This window comes from Eubacterium ramulus ATCC 29099, from assembly GCF_000469345.1.
GTDB classification, from domain to species: Bacteria; Bacillota; Clostridia; order Lachnospirales; family Lachnospiraceae; genus Eubacterium_I; species Eubacterium_I ramulus.
The window spans coordinates 1-19,650 of record NZ_KI271128.1 but is presented as its reverse complement, the minus strand read 5'-3'; the positions used below and the strand labels follow the sequence as shown (position 1 = coordinate 19,650).

General features: G+C 43.3%; 17 protein-coding genes. 14 read left to right on the top strand and 3 right to left on the bottom strand.

Annotated features, from left to right (window positions below; genetic code table 11):
* Nucleotides 1-107: 107 nt before the first annotated feature.
* Both HMPREF0373_RS07830 and HMPREF0373_RS07825 read right to left on the bottom strand, forming a co-directional pair.
* Nucleotides 108-1,625 carry a Mur ligase family protein gene (locus HMPREF0373_RS07830; protein ID WP_021739143.1) on the bottom strand — a complete coding sequence of 506 codons (1,518 nt, stop codon included), beginning with the start codon at nt 1,623-1,625 and terminating at the stop codon, nt 108-110.
* An 18-nt stretch (nt 1,626-1,643) separates the two neighbouring features.
* The gene (locus tag HMPREF0373_RS07825) at nt 1,644-2,855 is read right to left on the bottom strand and encodes a carboxylate--amine ligase (protein ID WP_044963454.1); all 1,212 of its coding nucleotides are present in this window, start codon (nt 2,853-2,855) and stop codon (nt 1,644-1,646) included.
* Between the two features lie 295 nt (nt 2,856-3,150).
* On the opposite strand from HMPREF0373_RS07825, the gene cuyB reads away from it, so the two are divergent.
* The 11 genes from cuyB to HMPREF0373_RS07770 all read left to right on the top strand — a co-directional run bounded on the left by cuyB (nt 3,151) and on the right by HMPREF0373_RS07770 (nt 16,967).
* The gene (gene cuyB / locus HMPREF0373_RS07820; protein ID WP_021739140.1) at nt 3,151-3,855 is read left to right on the top strand and encodes a cysteate racemase; all 705 of its coding nucleotides are present in this window, start codon (nt 3,151-3,153) and stop codon (nt 3,853-3,855) included.
* 276 nt (nt 3,856-4,131) lie between these two features.
* Nucleotides 4,132-4,827 (top strand): UMP kinase, encoded by a 696-nt coding sequence (gene pyrH, locus HMPREF0373_RS07815; RefSeq protein WP_021739139.1) that lies wholly within the window; start codon nt 4,132-4,134, stop codon nt 4,825-4,827.
* An 88-nt stretch (nt 4,828-4,915) separates the two neighbouring features.
* On the top strand, nt 4,916-5,473 hold the full coding sequence (frr, locus tag HMPREF0373_RS07810; RefSeq protein ID WP_021739138.1) for a ribosome recycling factor: 558 nt from the start codon (nt 4,916-4,918) through the stop codon (nt 5,471-5,473).
* A gap of 36 nt (nt 5,474-5,509) precedes the next feature.
* The gene (locus HMPREF0373_RS07805) at nt 5,510-6,268 is read left to right on the top strand and encodes an isoprenyl transferase (protein ID WP_021739137.1); all 759 of its coding nucleotides are present in this window, start codon (nt 5,510-5,512) and stop codon (nt 6,266-6,268) included.
* Between the two features lie 45 nt (nt 6,269-6,313).
* Nucleotides 6,314-7,126: a phosphatidate cytidylyltransferase gene (locus HMPREF0373_RS07800; protein WP_021739136.1), complete on the top strand. Its 813-nt coding sequence runs from the start codon at nt 6,314-6,316 to the stop codon at nt 7,124-7,126.
* Between the two features lie 30 nt (nt 7,127-7,156).
* Nucleotides 7,157-8,305: a 1-deoxy-D-xylulose-5-phosphate reductoisomerase gene (locus tag HMPREF0373_RS07795; protein WP_044963452.1), complete on the top strand. Its 1,149-nt coding sequence runs from the start codon at nt 7,157-7,159 to the stop codon at nt 8,303-8,305.
* A gap of 1 nt (nt 8,306) precedes the next feature.
* Nucleotides 8,307-9,347 (top strand): RIP metalloprotease RseP, encoded by a 1,041-nt coding sequence (gene rseP, locus HMPREF0373_RS07790; RefSeq protein WP_021739134.1) that lies wholly within the window; start codon nt 8,307-8,309, stop codon nt 9,345-9,347.
* A gap of 80 nt (nt 9,348-9,427) precedes the next feature.
* On the top strand, nt 9,428-10,486 hold the full coding sequence (gene ispG, locus HMPREF0373_RS07785; protein WP_021739133.1) for a flavodoxin-dependent (E)-4-hydroxy-3-methylbut-2-enyl-diphosphate synthase: 1,059 nt from the start codon (nt 9,428-9,430) through the stop codon (nt 10,484-10,486).
* A gap of 4 nt (nt 10,487-10,490) precedes the next feature.
* Nucleotides 10,491-15,056, top strand: coding sequence for a PolC-type DNA polymerase III (locus HMPREF0373_RS07780; protein ID WP_021739132.1), 4,566 nt, complete (start codon nt 10,491-10,493; stop codon nt 15,054-15,056).
* 103 nt (nt 15,057-15,159) lie between these two features.
* Nucleotides 15,160-16,020, top strand: a complete 861-nt coding sequence (locus tag HMPREF0373_RS07775) for a bifunctional chorismate mutase/prephenate dehydratase (protein ID WP_021739131.1) — start codon at nt 15,160-15,162, stop codon at nt 16,018-16,020.
* Nucleotides 16,021-16,133: 113 nt separating this feature from the next.
* On the top strand, nt 16,134-16,967 hold the full coding sequence (locus HMPREF0373_RS07770) for a Cof-type HAD-IIB family hydrolase (RefSeq protein ID WP_021739130.1): 834 nt from the start codon (nt 16,134-16,136) through the stop codon (nt 16,965-16,967).
* 64 nt (nt 16,968-17,031) lie between these two features.
* Here HMPREF0373_RS07770 and HMPREF0373_RS07765 read toward each other — a convergent pair whose 3' ends face one another.
* Nucleotides 17,032-17,880, bottom strand: a complete 849-nt coding sequence (locus HMPREF0373_RS07765; protein ID WP_044963449.1) for a PHP domain-containing protein — start codon at nt 17,878-17,880, stop codon at nt 17,032-17,034.
* Between the two features lie 426 nt (nt 17,881-18,306).
* On the opposite strand from HMPREF0373_RS07765, the gene infC reads away from it, so the two are divergent.
* Genes infC through rplT form a run of 3 tightly spaced genes read left to right on the top strand, consistent with a single transcriptional unit; the run spans nt 18,307 to nt 19,412 of the window.
* The gene (gene infC, locus HMPREF0373_RS07760) at nt 18,307-18,801 is read left to right on the top strand and encodes a translation initiation factor IF-3 (RefSeq protein WP_021739128.1); all 495 of its coding nucleotides are present in this window, start codon (nt 18,307-18,309) and stop codon (nt 18,799-18,801) included.
* A 30-nt stretch (nt 18,802-18,831) separates the two neighbouring features.
* Entirely contained in the window at nt 18,832-19,029 is a 198-nt protein-coding gene (rpmI, locus tag HMPREF0373_RS07755) for a 50S ribosomal protein L35 (RefSeq protein WP_021739127.1), read from the top strand.
* A gap of 26 nt (nt 19,030-19,055) precedes the next feature.
* Nucleotides 19,056-19,412, top strand: a complete 357-nt coding sequence (gene rplT, locus HMPREF0373_RS07750; RefSeq protein ID WP_021739126.1) for a 50S ribosomal protein L20 — start codon at nt 19,056-19,058, stop codon at nt 19,410-19,412.
* The last annotated feature ends 238 nt before the right edge of the window (nt 19,413-19,650 follow it).

The window sequence follows — 19,650 nt, the reverse complement described above, 5'->3', positions numbered from 1 at the left end:
TGTAAAAATAAAAAAAGCAACTGACAAATCAAAAGAGTGTCAGTTGCTTTTTTTCAGTAACTTATTCAGAAATGCAGATATCTGTTATGAGAAGCGAACAGATTCTGTTATGCCTGGTGTGAAGCGTCGTATTCTGCCAGATATTTTTTTGTATATTCCACATCAGAAGGGCAGTCAAGATATTCACTTCCGTATTTTTGCCGGGTCTCATTGCCTTTTCCGGTGATCAGAAGGATGGATTTTCCTTCGGAAGTCATAATGGCTTTGCGGATAGCTTCTCCACGATCTTCGATCATTTCATACGGACAATGCTGAGCTTCCACATATTGTGCAATATCTTTTGAAATCTGTTCCACAGGTTCTGCACCTGGATCTTCTGCAACAATGTATACTTTTTTAGAATACATACCGGCAATAGTTCCGAGATCATGGCGGCGGATTACTGCTTTTTTGCCCGGACATCCAAAGATGGAGATGATGTCATAATCCGGATACTCTTTGCGGGTGGAAGAGAAGAGTTTGTCAAAACTCAGTTTATTGTGGGCGTAGTCTACTACGGCAATAACATTTTTATCTGCGGACATATAGGTTTCCATTCTTCCTGAAGAACGGGCACGGTACAGACCGGATTTCATAAATTTCACCGGGATGTTGAATACATATGCGGCTGCAATCGCTGCCAGTGCATTTTCCACATTGAACAGACCCGGCATGGTCAGTGCAAAATCTTCATCAAAGCGGTCACATGATACACGGAAATGAATCTCGTGATCAATTTTTTTGATATCGTAACCTAAGATATCGCTGCCCGGCTTTGTGCCGAAAGTGATAACATTTTCTGCATCTTTGGCAGATTCGGCAACACGCTCAAAATAATCGGAGTTTGTGTTGATCAGTGCATGTTTCGTTTGTGCGAACATTTTTAATTTGGAAGAAAAGTAATCTTCGAAATCCGGGTGTTCAATTGGGCTGATGTGATCTTCGGAGATGTTCAGGAAGATTGCTGCATCAAATGTAATCTGATCCACACGGTTGTACTTTAATGCCTGGCTGGATACTTCCATTTCCAGAAAATCAATATCAGAATCTACCGCATTGCGGAAATGCTGCAGCAGTTCAATGTTCTCCGGTGTGGTGATATGTGATTCCACTTTGGTCACGCCATCATATACATCGATGGAAGAGATAACGGCACTTTCTTTTTTTCCGATACTTGCCAGATAATCATCCACAATCGCTTTTACATAGTAAGCAGTCGTGGATTTCCCTTTTGTTCCGCCAACACCGATGAGATTCAGCTCTTTAGATGGATCGTTAAAAAAGAGTTTTCCCAGGTATGGCATTGCTTTTCTGATATCAGAGACAAGGATGTAAGGAACTTTTGTATCCAGTTCATATTTCTGCTCACTGACATACAGTGTAGCACCGGAAAAAACTGCATCTGCCAGATACTGTGGGTGGAAAGCAGCTCCTTTACAGACAAATAATGTGCCTGCTGTAGCTTCTTTGGAATTGTAAGTCAGTCCCTGAATGGCATCAGAGTCATGTCCGTACAGATTGCTGTCGATGACAAGACCTGCCTTAGTCAGTGTGTTGAGATAATCCTGCTGTGTATAAGTAATCATAAGTATTCCTCTCTATTTTTAATGATAGTATGTTTTAAATTTGCGGAAGTGGCTGAAATGGTTCTTTACCATACGCAGCCAACGGTTGAAGTTGAAATCGCCTTTCATGAATACTGGATTTACAACCTTACCTTCCCGGATCAGACGGTTTAATTTCTCTTTGTTTTCTGGCTGGTGTACATATTTGCGGGCAACGGCTTTTGGTACAACCATCCAGAGATGCTCTTCTTTTGCAATCTCGAAAGGAATTTCTTTATTATATACAAATTCTTCTACGAAGTAACGGGCTACGTTGAAACCGGAACCGGTTACATAGTAGTTGGAACGTCCCTGTCGTGTGTTGATCTCAAAGAATTTGTAGCGGTTGTCGCGGACATCATATTTGATATCAAAGTTGGAAAATCCTACATAACCGATGGTTTCCAGCAGATTCTTGACTTTTGTCATCAGCTCTTCCTGAGGTTCTGTGATGATGACTGCATGGTTGCCGGATCCGTGTGGAGTGTGTTCCTCTAACAGAACGTGTCCGAGGCACATCATTTTTACTTTTTTGTCCTTGCCGGAGAAACAGGTCAGTACACGCATGAACTCATCATTTCCCGGGATTGTGTCCTGAATGATCAGGGAGTCGGTGTATCCGGCATCGTAAATCTGACGAATGGTATCTTTTAATTTTTGGTCGTTGTCAATCTTATATACTTTTTCCTGGGTCGGGAATTCATGCTCCCAGTACATTACAGAGTTGGATGGTTTTAAAATAACCGGGAAAGAAAACGGCAGTTCAAAATCCAAATCCATTCCATAGCGGAATACAAGAGTATCCGGAAAATCGATATCGTGTTCCCGGCAGAGACGGTAGAACAATTCTTTTTGTTGCAGTCTGTCCATAAGTTCAAAATCAATATATGGGGCAACGACATTTTCCGGCATTTCGTCTTTGTGGCGGCTGCACAGCGCTACATAGGAATCGCCGCATCCGATGGTCAAAACCGTTTTGTCTGCATGTGCGGCAGCAAAATCGCAGACGGTTTTCATAAATACATCATCCGTATCAATTTTTAAATCTGCATGGTACTCAATAATATTGCTGTTATAACTCGGACCGCTTGGAAACTTTCCGAATACATAAGTTTTTACCTGATATTCTTCATAAAATGCACGGGCAACACTGTAGGTGTTGATGTCACCGCCAAAGAGCATTGGTATGAATGGCTGATCTTTAAAGTCCATATTTATAATCCTCCAGTTTAATATGATCACTGCTAGTTTGTTTGGAACAGGAAGCAATATGCGCCCATATTCCTGCATTATTTTATACCAGATATATCATTTATACAAGTTTAATTCGCTGAAAAATTGTAAAACGGGGCGGACAGTAGAATCCTGGGCGATTCGCAGAATAAATCGCAGAATAAAACAGATATGCTGAAACAAGACGCGGTTGACACTGTGAAACAGATTTGATATATTCGAAAGGAATAAAGTGCAAAGGTATGCCCTTTATAGGAAAGGAAACCATAAAAATATGGAGAAAAAAAAGTTAGGAATATTAGGAGGAATGGGTTCCGAAGCAACGGTTCTTTTTTATAAAAAAATCATTGACAATACATCTGTCAACAATGACCGGGAACATTTGGATATCCTCATTTACAACCATGCGTCGATCCCGGACCGGACCGAATGTATTTTGTGCGGCAAGCAGGACTATCTCTGGGATATCATTGCAAATGATATCCGTGGAATGGAGCAGCTGGGTTGTGAATATTTTGCCATTCCGTGCAATACCTGCCATTATTTTGCAGATCGGCTGCAGAAACTGACGAATGGAAAGTTCATCAACATGATTGAGGAAACTGCCCGTTATGCAGCGGAGCGCGGGCGTAAGAAAGTCGGTATTATGGCGACAGATGGTACTGTGCAAGGTGGTATGTACAAGAAGGCCATGGAGGCGCGGGGAATTGAAGTTGTTTATCCCTCCAAGGAACGGCAGGAAGATGTTATGTCCCTGATCTATGAGCAGATCAAGCGTGGAGAAAAAGGAGACAGGCATCAGTTTATGAACGTGGTACATGAACTGCGGGCGCAGGGCTGTGATGCGGTGATCCTTGCATGTACAGAATTGTCGGTATTGAATGTGAATTACAGTCTGAATCCGGATTTCTATATTGATGCCATGAATGTGGTGGCAAAGGCATGCATTGAAAAATGCGGCGGTGTATACTGTGAGTAAATTTCGCTACCACAAACTAAAAAGGTATGATATAATGAGCGAAAGAGAGTCAACATGCTTGCATGATTGACGAACGGCGAAATTATTGAGTGATGAAATCACGATATAATGAATGCAAACGAGTCAACATACTTGTATGATTGACGAGTGGTGAATGCCAATCATGAACTGTTTTTGTTCATGATATAATGAGCGAAAGAGAGCCAATGTGCCTGTATCATTGATGAAATAATGATCAGTATGAATAATTAATAAAGAAGAAAGGACAGAATTCTTATGAAAAGAGTTTTACTGAAATTGAGCGGAGAAGCTCTGGCAGGAGATAAAAAATTTGGATTTGATGAGGCAACGGTTACCGTTGTCGCAAATCAGGTAAAACAGTTAGTGGATCAGGGCATCGAAGTAGGTATTGTGATCGGTGGAGGAAACTTCTGGAGAGGACGTACCAGCGAGACGATTGATCGTACAAAAGCAGATCAGATCGGTATGCTTGCAACGGTTATGAATTGTATTTATGTATCCGAGATTTTCCGTTCCGTAGGAATGAAGACAAATGTGTTGACACCATTTGAGTGCGGCTCTTTTACAAAATTATTTTCCAAAGACCGTGCCAATAAATATTTTGAAAAAGGAATGGTTGTATTTTTTGCAGGAGGAACTGGTCATCCGTACTTCTCTACAGATACAGCAACCGTTTTGCGGGCTATTGAAATCGAGGCAGATGTAATTCTGCTGGCAAAAGCCATTGACGGGGTATACGACAGTGATCCGAAGACAAATCCGGATGCAAAACGTTACGATGAAGTAAGCATTCAGGAAGTCATTGACAAACAGCTGGCGGTTGTGGATCTGACAGCATCCATCCTGAGCATGGAGAACAAAATGCCGATGTATGTGTTTGGATTAAACGAAGAAAACAGCATTGTAAAAGCAATCAGCGGTGACTTTAACGGAACAAAAGTAACTGTATAAGTATTAGAAGAATAGAGTAGTATTCCGGGAAATATAATACAGAAAATATAACAGAAGGTAAAAAAGAATATATCTGGAGGATTAAAATATGGCAAACGAGACAATCAAACCTTATGAGACAAAGATGAAGAAATCTTACAACAATTTACTGGATGAATACACTTCTATCCGTGCAGGCCGTGCAAACCCGCATGTTCTGGATCAGCTTCGTGTAGATTATTACGGTGCACCGACAGCTATCCAGCAGGTTGCAAACGTATCTGTACCGGAAGCACGCATGATCATGATCCAGCCATGGGAAGCATCTATGGTGAAAGCAATCGAGAAAGCAATTATGACATCCGACATTGGCATCAACCCGACTAACGATGGCAAATGCATCCGTCTGGTATTTCCGGAACTGACAGAGGAGAGACGTAAAGACCTTGCGAAAGATGTCAAGAAAAAAGGCGAGGCTGCCAAAGTTGCTGTTCGGAACATTCGTCGTGATGCAAATGATGCATTAAAGAAAATGGGTAAAGGCGGCGATGTTTCTGAGGATGAGATTAAAGATCTGGAAGAGCAGGTTCAGAAACTGACAGATAAATTTATCGCTGAGATTGATGGTGCGATCGCTGAGAAAACAAAAGAAATCATGACTGTATAAGCAGAATATAACAGACTGAGATGAGAGGATGGGGACATGGCGCAGGCTATGTCCTTTTCTGAGAAAGGGGAAAAAATGGAACTTTCACAGTTAAAGATACCAACACATGTTTCAATCATTATGGATGGAAATGGACGCTGGGCGAAATCCAAGGGTATGCCCCGGACTTATGGACATTCCAAAGGAGCAGATGTACTTATGGATATCTGTGAGGATGCGGATGCACTTGGAATTAAATATCTGACCGTGTATGCATTTTCCACGGAGAACTGGAGCCGTCCGGAAACAGAAGTAAAAACGCTGATGTTTTTGTTTCGCAAATATATCAAAATCTGCTATGGGAAGGCAATGAGTAATAATACCCGTGTGCGTGTCATCGGAGATAAGACCGGACTGGCAGAGGATCTCCGGGAGAGCATCCGTGTATTGGAGGAAGATACTGCGAAAAATACCGGTCTGCAGTTCCAAATCGCCATTAACTATGGCAGCAGGGATGAGATGCTGCGCGGTATGCGTCGGATGATGCAGGACTATAAAGAAGGAAAGTTTGCACTGGAGGATGTGGATGAATCACACTTTTCCAGCTATCTGGATACTGACGGAATTCCTGATCCGGATCTGATGATCCGTACCAGCGGAGAACAGAGATTGTCTAATTATCTGATGTGGCAGCATGCGTACAGTGAATTTTACTTTACGGATGTGCCGTGGCCGAAGTTTGATAAAGCAGAACTGGTGAAGGCACTGGAGGCTTATACCAGCCGTGATCGCCGTTATGGAAAAGTAAAAGCATAAAAGGGATTTCTAAGAAAATACCTGAACATAAGAGAGGAAAAAAATATGTTTAAGACAAGACTGTTGAGTGGTATCGTGCTGGTACTGCTGGCGTTGTTATTTATTATTCACGGCGGCTATCTGCTGCTGACAGTACTGGGCATAATCTCACTGATCGGACTGTTTGAACTGTACCGTGTATTCGGTATTGAGAAAAGTGTACCGGGTATCGTCGGATATGTGGCTGCCATTGTATATTATCTGAATCTGGTATTTGATTTTATACCGGATAGTATGATGTTTGTGATGGCACTGCTGATCGTGTGCATGTGTGTATTTGTATTTGGCTATCCGAAGTTTCATGCAAACCAGATCATTGCAGCTTTTTTCGGAGTATTCTATGTGGCAGTAATGCTGTCCTGCATTTATGAGACACGCTCTCTGGAAGGCGGAAAGTACCTCGTATGGTTGATTTTCCTTTGTTCCTGGGGCTGCGATACCTGTGCATACTGCGTGGGTATGTTGTTCGGAAAACATAAGATGGCACCTGTGTTAAGTCCTAAAAAATCAGTGGAAGGTGCTGTAGGTGGTGTAATAGGAGCTGCACTGCTGACGATTATTTACGGATTTCTTTTCCGGGGTTCTATGGATGTGGATGTGCCATATATTTTTATGATGGCGGGTATCTGTGCGGCAGGCGCGCTGATCTCAATGGTTGGCGATCTGGCAGCATCTGCTATCAAACGTAATTTTGAAATCAAAGATTACGGAAAGCTGATTCCGGGTCATGGAGGTATCCTGGACCGTTTTGACAGTGTGATCTTTACCGCACCGATTATTTTTTATCTGACCGGTAATCTGTTGCAGCTTGCCATTTAACTACTAACTTTCATGGAAGGAAATATAAATATGAAATATATAGCGATTCTGGGTTCTACCGGTTCAATCGGTACTCAGACACTGGAGGTTGTGCGTGCACAGCAGGATATCAAAGTAACTGCTTTATCAGCCGGTGATAATATCAATCTGCTGGAACAGCAGATTCGTGAATTCAGACCGGCTCTCGCAGCGGTAAAGACAGAAGAAAAAGCGAAGGAGCTGGCATTGCGGATCAGCGATCTGAATATCCCTGTTCTGTCCGGTATGGACGGACTGATGGCAGTAGCCTGTGAAAAAAAAGCAGAAGTGCTTGTGACAGCCATTGTAGGCATGCTTGGGATCCGTCCGACCATTGCCGCAATTGAAGCCGGCAAGGATATTGCTTTGGCAAATAAAGAGACGCTTGTGACAGCCGGACATATCATTATGCCATTGGCAAAAAAATGTGGTGTCCGTATTCTTCCGGTGGACAGTGAACATAGTGCAATTTTCCAATCTCTGAATGGAGAGAAAGAACATGGAAATAAGATTGATAAGATTCTGCTGACTGCGTCCGGTGGACCGTTTCGCGGAATGAGCAGAGAAGAGCTTTCACAGGTGCGTCTGGAAGACGCCCTGAAGCATCCGAACTGGGTGATGGGAAGAAAGATTACGATTGATTCCGCTACTTTGGTAAACAAAGGTCTGGAAGTTATGGAGGCAAAGTGGCTGTTTGATGTGGAACTTGACCAGATTCAGGTAGTCGTGCATCCGCAGAGCGTGATCCATTCCATGGTGCAGTATGAAGATGGTGCCATCATTGCACAGCTTGGCACACCGGATATGAAGCTTCCGATCCAGTATGCACTGTATTATCCGGAACGACGGTTCCTGCGGGGGATGCGTCTTGATTTTTACAAACTGGGGCAGATGACATTTGAAGCACCGGATATGGAGACCTTCGAAGGACTGAAATTTGCTTTGGAGGCAATGCGGCGCGGTGGCAATATCCCGACGGTATTTAATGCAGCCAACGAGAAAGCAGTGGCAATGTTTTTGGAACGCAGAATCGCATTTTTGGATATTCCGGATATTATCGCATCTGCAATGGAGGAAATTGCATATATCAAACATCCGTCGGTAGACGAGATTCTGGCAACGGAGGCAGCGGTATATGAATGGATAGAAAGCAGGTGGTAGGGTGATCATAAAATATATCATAGCGATCTTGCTGTTCAGTGCAATTATTCTGTTCCATGAGCTGGGACATTTTCTGCTGGCAAAAGCCAACGGTATCCGGGTGAATGAGTTTTCACTGGGACTTGGTCCGACCATTGTCGGTTTTACAAAGGGAGAGACAAAATATTCCATTAAGCTGTTGCCCTTTGGCGGCGCCTGTATGATGGAGGGGGAGGACAGTCAGAGTAATGATGACCGTTCTTTTCAGAAAAAATCGGTCTGGGCGCGCATCAGCGTGGTTGCTGCCGGACCGGTGTTTAATTTTATCATGGCATTTGTACTGGCAGTGATCATTCTCGGAAATATCGGAATTTCCGCACCGATAGTGGCACAGGTGGAAGACGGATACGGTGCACAGGCAGCAGGACTGCAGGCCGGTGATGAGATTATAAAAATGAATCATAAGCACATTCATTTTTTTAAGGAAATCAGCATGTATACCCTGTTTCACGCCGGGGAGACTGTGGAAGTGACTTATGAGAGAAACGGGGAGCGCAATACCGTGGAAGTTCAGGCGACCTACGATGAAGAACAGGGTCGTTACCGTTACGGTATCTATGGCTCCGGAGAGTATACCAAATTCGGTCCGTTAAAGACGCTGCAATACAGTGTGTATGAAGTAAAATACTGGATCCAGTATACGGTGGGAAGTCTGAAAATGCTTCTGACCCATCAGGTCAGCGTTAATGATCTGTCCGGTCCGGTGGGAATTGTAAAAACCATCGGGGATACTTATGACATGAGTAAATCAGACGGTGTTTTTTATGTCTGGATGAACTTATTGAATCTGGCACTGTTACTGTCTGCAAATCTTGGGGTTATGAACCTTCTTCCGATTCCGGCGCTGGATGGCGGTCGTCTGGTATTTCTGGTGATCGAGGCAATCCGAGGAAAGAGGGTCAGCGAGGACAAAGAAGGCATGGTACATTTTATTGGCTTGTTGTGTCTGTTTGGTCTGATGATCCTGATTATGTTTAATGATATTCGAAAACTGATACCATGATAGTGGATAGGAATGTTCTGTGGATCTGTTTTGAAAAACAGGTACAGCAGGGCTTTCTTATCATTTAAGAGGAGAAAAAAATGGCAGAGAGAAAATCTACAAGAGAAGTACGAATTGGTGATGTGGTCATTGGAGGCAATCATCCTATTGCGATTCAGTCTATGACAAATACGAAGACACAGGACGTGGAAGCGACTGTGGCACAGATTTTGCAGTTGGAGCGTGCAGGATGTCAGATCATCCGCAGTACCGTTCCTGACATGGAAGCTGCAAAAGCACTTCAGGAGATCAAAAAACAGATTCATATTCCACTTGTTGCGGACATACATTTTGATTACAGACTTGCCATTGCAGCCATGGAAAACGGTGCGGACAAGATTCGTATCAATCCGGGCAACATTGGTTCTGCTGAGCGTGTCAAAGCAGTGGTAGATTGTGCCAGAGAGCGTAATATCCCAATCCGTGTCGGTGTAAACAGTGGTTCGCTGGAAAAAGAACTGGTAGAGAAATATCATGGTGTGACAGCAGAAGGAATCGTAGAGAGTGCACTGGATAAAGTGAAAATGATTGAGGATTTTGGCTATGATAATCTGGTTATCAGCATCAAATCCTCAGATGTTATGATGTGTGTGAAAGCACATGAACTGATTTCAAAACAGACGGATTATCCGCTGCATGTGGGAATCACGGAGTCTGGAACAATCATCAGCGGAAATATCAAATCCTCCATCGGTCTGGCACTGATCCTAAATCAGGGGATTGGCGATACAATCCGTGTATCTCTGACCGGAGATCCGGTGGAAGAAATCAAATCAGCCAAGTTGATTCTGAAAACACTGGGGCTGAGAAACGGTGGTATAGAGATTGTTTCTTGTCCGACCTGTGGACGTACCAGTCTGGATCTGATCAGTCTGGCAAATAAAGTAGAAACCATGGTGGCAGAATTTCCACTGAATATAAAAGTGGCTGTAATGGGCTGCGTGGTAAACGGACCCGGGGAAGCGAAAGAAGCGGATCTTGGTATCTGCGGTGGAAAACAGGAAGGTCTGATCATCCGTCGCGGAGAAGTGATAAAAAAAGTACCGGAAGCAGAGTTGCTGGAGGCACTGCGACAGGAACTGATCAATTGGAGTGAATAGATAAATGGCAAAAAGCTTTTTTGAAGTATTTCCACAGTTAAAACTGGATACGGATCTGCATGGCATGCTGGATGATGCCACAGTTTCAAAAGTTTCCACAACGAGACAGAGAAACTCTTTGCGTATCTACCTTGGATGCGGCAGACTTTTGCCAAAAGAAAAAATATATTTTCTGGAAAGTGAACTGAAACGACAGCTGTTTCCACATCATACGATGAATATCAAGATCATTGAACATTTTCAGCTGTCTGAACAGTATACACTGAAAAATCTGCTGGATGTGTACTGGAGCAGTATTCTGACAGAATTTCATCGATACAGTCTGCTGGAGTATAACCTGCTGCGTCAAGCAAAAGTAGATGTGGTGGAGGAAAACACATTGCGTATCAGTCTGGAAGATTCTGTACTGGCGCATCAGAAAGAAGAAGAAATCTATCACATTCTGGAAAAAATATTCAATGAACGATGTAATCTGTCCGTGCAGATTCAGATGGAGTTTCATGAGAAAAAAGAATCCAAATACCGGAAAAATGCAGATCTCAAGATGCAGAATGAAGTGGAAAATGTCATTCGTCTGTCCAGTTTTGGTGCAAAACGTCATTCTGAAGGAGAATATCTGGAGAGTGAGGAAGCAGGTGCATCGGAAGTACCATGGGAGACCGGGGAGACTGCTGCAAAGCCTGCGAAGAAAGCAGCTCCGGCAAAGAAGACGGAAGCTCCGGCGGCCAAAAAGGAAGCCGTGTCAGCAGGAAAGAAGTCTGCAAAACAGGAAGAACACGGTGGTTTCCGAAAGAATTTTGGCGGCAGCCGGGATTTCCGGGAGCGGGGTTCTTTTAAACGTTCTGACAATCCGGATGTGATATTTGGCCGTGATTTCGAAGAAGAGACGATTCGCATTGAACAGATTATGGGCGAGATGGGAGAAGTTGTTATCCGTGGACAGATTCTGTCTATGGACGAGCGTCCGATCCGTGGAGAGAAAACTATTTTAATGTTTTCTATTACAGATTTTACCGACACGATCATGGTAAAAATGTTCTGCAAGGATGAATATCTCAAGGAAATCAAAGACGGAGGGATTGCGAAAGGTGCATTTCTGAAAATCAAAGGTGTGACAACAATTGACCGGTTTGACAGCGAACTGACCATCGGTTCTGTCATCGGTATCAAGAAGATTCCGTCCTTTGTGTCTACCCGTATGGATACCAGTCCGGTGAAACGTGTGGAACTGCATTGCCATACGAAGATGAGCGATATGGATGGTGTATCTGATGTCAAAGATATCATCAAACGTGCCATGAAATGGGGACACAAAGCACTTGCTATCACCGATCACGGAGATGTACAGGCTTTTCCGGATGCAAACCACGCAATTGGAAAGGATGATGATTTTAAAATCATTTATGGTATGGAAGCCTATCTGGTGGACGATCTGAAAGGGCTGGTAGAAAACCCGATGGGGCAGAGCTTTGCAGATAGTTTTGTTGTATTTGATCTGGAAACAACAGGATTCAGTGCAGCCAAAAATAAAATTATTGAGATTGGTGCTGTAAAAGTGGTAAATGGTTCCATTACAGAACGTTTTTCTACTTTTGTCAATCCAAAAGTACCAATTCCATATGAGATTGAGCAGCTGACTCATATCACGGACGATATGGTACTGGATGCGCCGATGATTCATGAGATTTTGCCGCAATTTATGGAATTCTGCCAGAATGCTGTTATGGTGGCACATAATGCTGATTTTGATATGAGTTTTATTAGGCATAACTGTGATCTGTTAGGTCTGGAATGTGAAAAAACTGTACTGGATACGGTAGCTTTAGCCCGTGTTCTGCTGCCTTCGCTGAATCGATTTAAGTTAAATACAATCGCAAAAGCACTGAACATTTCCCTGGAAAATCATCATCGTGCGGTAGATGATGCTGCCTGTACAGCAGAGATATTTATAAAATTTGTGGAAATGCTGCGGGAACGAGGCATAGAAACTATGGAAAATCTGGAACAGATGGAAAGCTATACGGAGGAGAGTATCCGAAAGCTGCCAAGTTACCATGCCATTATGCTGGCGCAGAATGATATTGGTCGAGTAAATCTGTATCGTCTGGTATCGGATTCCCATATCAAATATTATAACCGCCGGCCGAAAATTCCAAAAAGCGAATTTATGAAATATCGGGAAGGAATTCTGCTTGGTTCTGCCTGTGAGGCGGGAGAGTTGTATCGTACGTTGTTGCGTGGAAGTACGCAGGAAGAAGTGGCACGAATCGTACAGTTCTATGATTATCTGGAAATTCAGCCACTGGGAAACAATGCGTTTATGCTGCGCAGTGATAAGGAACCGATAGAATCGGAAGAAGATCTGAAGGATATAAACCGGCAGATTGTAGAACTGGGGGAGCAGTTTAATAAACTTGTGGTAGCAACCTGTGATGTACACTTTCTGGATCCGGAAGATTCCATATATCGCAGTATCATTATGGCAGGCAAGGGCTTTGATGATGCAGATCAGCAGGCCCCGCTTTTTCTTCGTACAACAGAGGAAATGTTGAAAGAATTTGAATATCTGGGCAGTGAAAAAGCGGAAGAAGTAGTCATTGAAAATACAAATAAGATTGCAAATATGTGTGAGAAAATCTCACCGGTCAGACCGGATAAGTGTCCGCCCGTTATTGAAAATTCGGATGGCATGCTGCGTGAAATCTGTTACACAAGAGCTCATGAGATTTATGGCGAAGAACTTCCGCCGGTGGTAGTTGAGCGGTTGGAACGTGAATTGAATTCCATTATATCCAATGGATTTGCCGTTATGTACATCATTGCACAGAAACTGGTGTGGAAATCAAATGAGGATGGGTATCTGGTAGGTTCACGAGGATCCGTAGGATCGTCCTTTGTAGCAACCATGGCAGGAATCACGGAAGTAAATCCGCTGAGCCCGCATTATATCTGCAGCAACTGTCATTATGTGGATTTTGATTCAGAACTTGTAAAAGGCTATGCCGGAAAAGCCGGATGTGATATGCCGGACCGTAACTGTCCGCACTGTGGTCAGAAGCTGATGAAGGAAGGCTTTGATATCCCATTCGAGACTTTCCTTGGATTCAAGGGAAACAAAGAGCCGGATATCGACCTGAATTTCTCGGGCGATTATCAGAGTAAAGCACACAAGTATACAGAGGTTATTTTCGGTGACGGTCAGACATTTCGTGCAGGAACGATTGGAACGCTTGCGGATAAAACGGCATTCGGATATGTGAAGCATTATTATGAGGAACGTGGTGTTCCCAAACGGAATTGTGAGATCGACCGGATCGTGCAGGGCTGTGTCGGTGTGCGTCGTACTACCGGTCAGCATCCGGGTGGAATCATTGTGCTTCCGCTAGGGGAAAATATTTATTCCTTTACACCGGTGCAGCATCCAGCCAACGATATGACGACAGATATTATCACGACGCATTTTGATTACCATTCCATTGACCACAACTTGTTGAAACTTGATATTCTCGGACACGATGATCCGACCATGATCCGTATGCTTCAGGATCTGACTGGTGTGGATCCGCAGACGATCCCGCTGGACAGCCCGGAAGTCATGTCTTTATTCCAGAATACTTCAGCCCTTGGCATTGAGCCGGAAGATATTGGTGGCTGTAAGCTTGGAGCTCTTGGAATCCCGGAGTTTGGTACTGATTTCGCGATGCAGATGCTGATCGATACCAAACCGCAGGCATTTTCGGATCTGGTCCGAATCGCAGGACTGTCGCATGGAACAGACGTATGGCTTGGAAATGCCCAGACGCTGATTCAGGAAGGAAAAGCAACCATTTCTACGGCAATCTGTACGAGAGATGATATTATGACGTATTTGATCGGTAAAGGGCTGGACAGTGAAGAAGCATTTACGATTATGGAGCGTGTACGAAAAGGTGCCGTTGCCAATGGAAAATGTAAAGAATGGCCGGAATATAAACAGGATATGCTGGATCACGGTGTGCCGGACTGGTATGTGTGGTCCTGTGAAAAAATCAAATATATGTTCCCGAAAGCCCATGCGGCGGCTTATGTTATGATGGCGTGGCGTATTGCCTGGTGCAAAGTATTTTATCCACTTGCTTATTATGCGGCATTTTTCAGTATCCGTGCCACATCTTTTAACTATGAACTGATGTGTCAGGGGAAAGAACGTTTGGAACATCATATGCATGAATATGAACGGCGGAAGGATGATCTGTCCAAAAAGGAACAGGATACTTACAAAGACATGCGTATCGTACAGGAAATGTACGCCCGTGGATTTGAATTTTTACCAATTGACCTGTATCGGGCAAAAGCACATCATTTTCAGATCATTGATGATAAACTGATGCCATCGATCAGTACCATTGACGGTCTGGGAGATAAGGCAGCCGACGCAGTGGTGGAAGCGGCAAAGGATGGAAAATTCCTTTCAAGAGATGATTTTCGTCAACGTACAAAAGTAAGTAAGACAGTGATTGATAAGATGGTAGAGCTGGGAATCCTGTCAGATCTTCCGGAATCCAATCAGCTGTCGCTATTTGACCTGTAAAAATGTTTTTGTAAATTATTCAAAGATGGCGATAAAGCAGAGAGAATGCCGAGGGCATTCTTGAATTTAGTGAAAATACGGATGAACGTAAGGAGTAAGACAGATGAAAGATTTACTGGATATTCGAAATGAGATTGATGGCATTGATCGTCAGATCGTAGAATTGTTTGAAAATCGTATGATACTGACGACTCAGGTGGCGGAATACAAGATTTCCACCGGGAAAGCAGTGTTTGATAAGGAACGCGAGGTATCAAAACTGGATTCTGTGGCAGAACTGGCACATTCTGAGTTTAACAGTCATGGCGTCAGAGAGTTGTTCGAGCATATCATGTCTGTCAGCAGAAAACGACAGTATCAGCTTCTGACAGAGCATGGAAAATTTGCGCCAACTGGTTTTGTAGAGGTGAAGGAACTTGACTTCACCCATGCAGCAGCATTTATTCCGGCTTCCGAAGACGCGGCAAAAAGTTATTTTCCGGAAGAATGTGGTCTGCAGAAATGCACGGACTGGCGGGAAGCCTGTGATGTATTACAGCGGGAAGAAGTTAATTTTGCGTTTCTTCCAATGCAGGATCCGGCCTCAGGCTATGTGTCTGCCAATTACAATCTGGTAGCAGAGTATGGGTTTTATATTCTGGAAGAATACGAGACAAGCCCGCAGCCAAAAGACCGCTATCTGCTGATTTCCAAAGACCGTGTTACTTTGAGTGGTGCGGATAAGATCAGCATCTGTTTTGAGGCACCGGATGCCTGCGGTTCCCTGTATCATCTGATGTCTCATTTGACTTACAACAATCTGAATATGAACCGGATTGAGTCCATTGTTATTTCCAGAGATCCGTTGGATTATCGTTTCTTTATGGATCTCAGTGGTAATCTGAATGACAGTGCCATCAAAAATGCAGTGCTTGGTCTGCGGGATGAAGCCCGGAATTTTAAAATTTTGGGAAATTACAGATAGTAACAAATCGGAAACTATGATACAATTATGTTAATAAAGGGGAAATGTTCTGAAAATTACTTATGAAGTAACACCTTTTGGGAAACGGAATATGGATCATAGGAGGCAGTCATATGGAAAAAAAGATATTCTTTATTGATTTTGACGGAACTTTAATGAGGGATGATAAAACGATTTCAGATAAAAATCGGGAAGCACTGCGGAATGCAGTGGATCAGAGGCATTATATCGCCCTTGCGACCGGCCGGGCTGTCAGCAGCGGACGGAGAATTGCAAAAGAACTTGGATTAACACGACCGGGCTGCTACCTGGTAGCATACAATGGCGGAACCATTTACGATTTTTCTGCAGATTGTATCCTGAGCAACAAGCGTCTGCCAATCGAGTATGCTGAGTATCTGTTGCGGGAAGCGACAGAAGCAGGTATACATATTCAGACCTATTCTGATACACAGGTGCTTGCGGCAGAACGAAGTAAAGAACTTGATTTCTATACGAAAAAGACCGGAATGCCATGCAGGATTACCGGAAATCTGAACAGTATGCTGTATGAGGAACCGCCCAAAATGCTTCTGATCGATCTGGAGCATAAAGAACGGCTGGAAGCATTTCAGCAGGCACATGCAGAGTGGGAGAAAGAAAAGTGCAGCAGCTTTTTCTCCTGCAAAGAATATCTGGAGTATTGTCCGCTTGGGGCGAATAAAGGATACGGTGTAGCGTTTTTGTGTGATTTCCTTGGAGTACCGATTGAACATGCGGTGGCCATCGGAGATGAGGAGAATGATATCAGTATGATCCGAAATGCCGGTGTGGGAGTGGCTATGAAAAATGCGGTGCAGAGCGTGAAAGATGCTGCAGATTATATCACAGAGCACGATAATAACGAAGACGGCGTGGCAGAGGTGATTGAAAAGTTTTCCCCTGATATTCAAGTCGAACGCACGTGAGACTTGGTGCGTGATTCTGGTCAGCGTAAGCTGACCAGAATCACTGCACTCTACACTTCGCATGTTACTTTGTAAAAGAAGTTCTCATAGCTTCCAGAAATTCATGCGGCACGGACATCGTTCCCTTTCCGGTGCCAAGATGAATATATGGCTTATTTGCACCATGGAAATCAGAACCGCCGGAGAGCAGCAGATGATATTTTTCTGCCATTGCCCGGAAATCTTTTTCATCGGAACCCTGGTTGCAGGAATATACTGCCTCAATGCCGTTCAGACCTGCAGCCACAAGTTCTTCGATCATGGCGGTCAGCTCTGCACGTTTCATCTTATAAAGACATGGATGTGCGAGAATTGCCAGTCCGCCGGCCTGATGGATCAGAGCCACTGCCTGCATCGGTGTGATTTTATAGCGGTCCACATAGCATTTGCAACCGTCGCCGATGTATTTGTCAAACACGGTTTTCAGATCTTTTACCTGTCCGGAATCCACCAGATATCTTGCAATGTGTGGACGTGCCACCACGGTATCCGGATTCAGACGATACAGATCTTCTGCGGTGATCCGGAATCCCTCTTCCTGAAGTTTTTCTATCATTTTCAGATTGCGGTTGTCCCGGTTATCACGGAATTTTGCAAGTTCTGCCTGAAGTTCGGTATTGGCAGGATCAATAAAGAGTCCGACGACATGGATTTCCGTTTCGTTGTATTCTGTGGAAAGTTCCACACCTGGGATAACTTCGAACCCGGAGGCTTCGCCGGCAGCAAGTGCTTCGGAAATACCGTCAACGGTATCATGGTCGGTTAACGCAAAAGCGGAGAGACCGCATCGTTTTGCTTCTGTAACGAGTTCTGTCGGGGTGAAAGTACCGTCAGAAGCAGTGGAGTGTACATGTAAATCAATGGTTTTATTCATAGGAAACATGTCCTTTCTTTATTTATAAGATTAAGGTGTCAAAACACCTAAATGTTGATAGATAATTTTTTCGAAATATCCAAAGATATATGTGGAAAATTATTTCAAAAGTAGTATAATAAAAAAGTAAAATCTATGCAAGAAGGAATATGGGAACCGGATTTGTACTATATTTTACTTTATGGAATGGCGTGTGTGGACTGTAACATTTATTTGTAAAAACAGATAAAAAATATTACAAAAACCGGTTGACGCTGAAAAAAAAGTATGGTATAGTATCAGAGTTGTTGAAGACAAAGTAGAGTATCCACTCTCACCTCGGCGCAAGTGGGCGACCGGCGGTTATGATTCAAATACATTTGATTTGATTGTGGATAGTCTGCCTATCCACTTTTTTTATGGAGGTGCAAAACCATTAGCGATTTAATGATTAATGAACAGATCAGAGACAGAGAAGTTCGTGTAATTGGTGCAGATGGTACTCAGCTTGGTATCATGTCTGCAAGAGAAGCGTTCAAACTGGCGCAGGAAGCAGAGCTTGATTTAGTGAAAATCGCTCCGACAGCGAAACCGCCTGTTTGCAAGATTATTGATTACGGAAAGTACCGTTATGAAATGGCGCGCAAAGAGAAGGAAGCTCGCAAAAAGCAGAAAACTGTGGAGATCAAGGAAGTGCGTTTGTCACCGAATATTGAATCCAATGATTTAAACACCAAAATAAACGCAGCCAGAAAGTTTATCACAAAAGGTGATAAGGTGAAAGTATCCCTGCGTTTCCGTGGACGTGAGATGGCTCATGTCCAGAACAGCAAACACATCTTGGATGATTTTGCTGAGGCGCTTTCTGAAATAGCGACAGTGGAGAAGGCACCGAAGATGGAAGGCCGCAGCATGACAATGGTGCTGGCCGAAAAACGCTAATTAGACTATTTATCAAGGAGGAATTTCATTATGCCAAAAATGAAAACCAGCAGAGCAGCAGCAAAACGTTTCAAAAAAACAGGAACAGGACAGTTAAAAAGAAATAAAGCTTATAAGAGTCACATCTTAACAAAGAAAAGCGCTAAGAGAAAAAGAAATCTTAGAAAAGCAACTATCACAGATGCTACTAATGTTAAGAACATGAAAAAAATCTTACCGTATCTGTAAGATAGAAGATTAGGAGGATGACGTAAATGGCAAGAGTAAAAGGCGGATTAAACGCAAAAAAAAGACATAATAGAACATTAAAACTGGCTAAAGGTTACAGAGGAGCAAGATCCAAACAGTACAGAATCGCAAAACAGTCTGTAATGCGTGCTCTTACAAGTGCTTATGCAGGAAGAAAACAGAAAAAGAGACAGTTCAGACAGCTCTGGATCGCTCGTATCAATGCTGCAGCCAGACTGAACGGTTTATCTTACAGCAAATTCATGTACGGCTTAAAACTGGCTGATATCGAGATCAACAGAAAAATGCTGGCTGAGATGGCTGTAAACGATGCAGAAGGATTTGCTGCATTAGTAGAAGCTGCAAAAGCTAAATTAGCTTAATTTTTATTCAGAAATTAATTGTCTGATAAAAAATATCATTTGCTTTCTGGTTGTGGAATCATGTTGCATGATTTTACAGCCGGAAATAGAATGAATTGATATGTATTTGTATAATTGTATATATTTGATGGAATTATACAAAAAAACGAGAAAATTGCAAAAAAAGTGTTGACAGCAAACGCTAGTTTCTGTATAATACCGATTGTTGTGGTTCGTTGGTCAAGCGGTTAAGACGTCG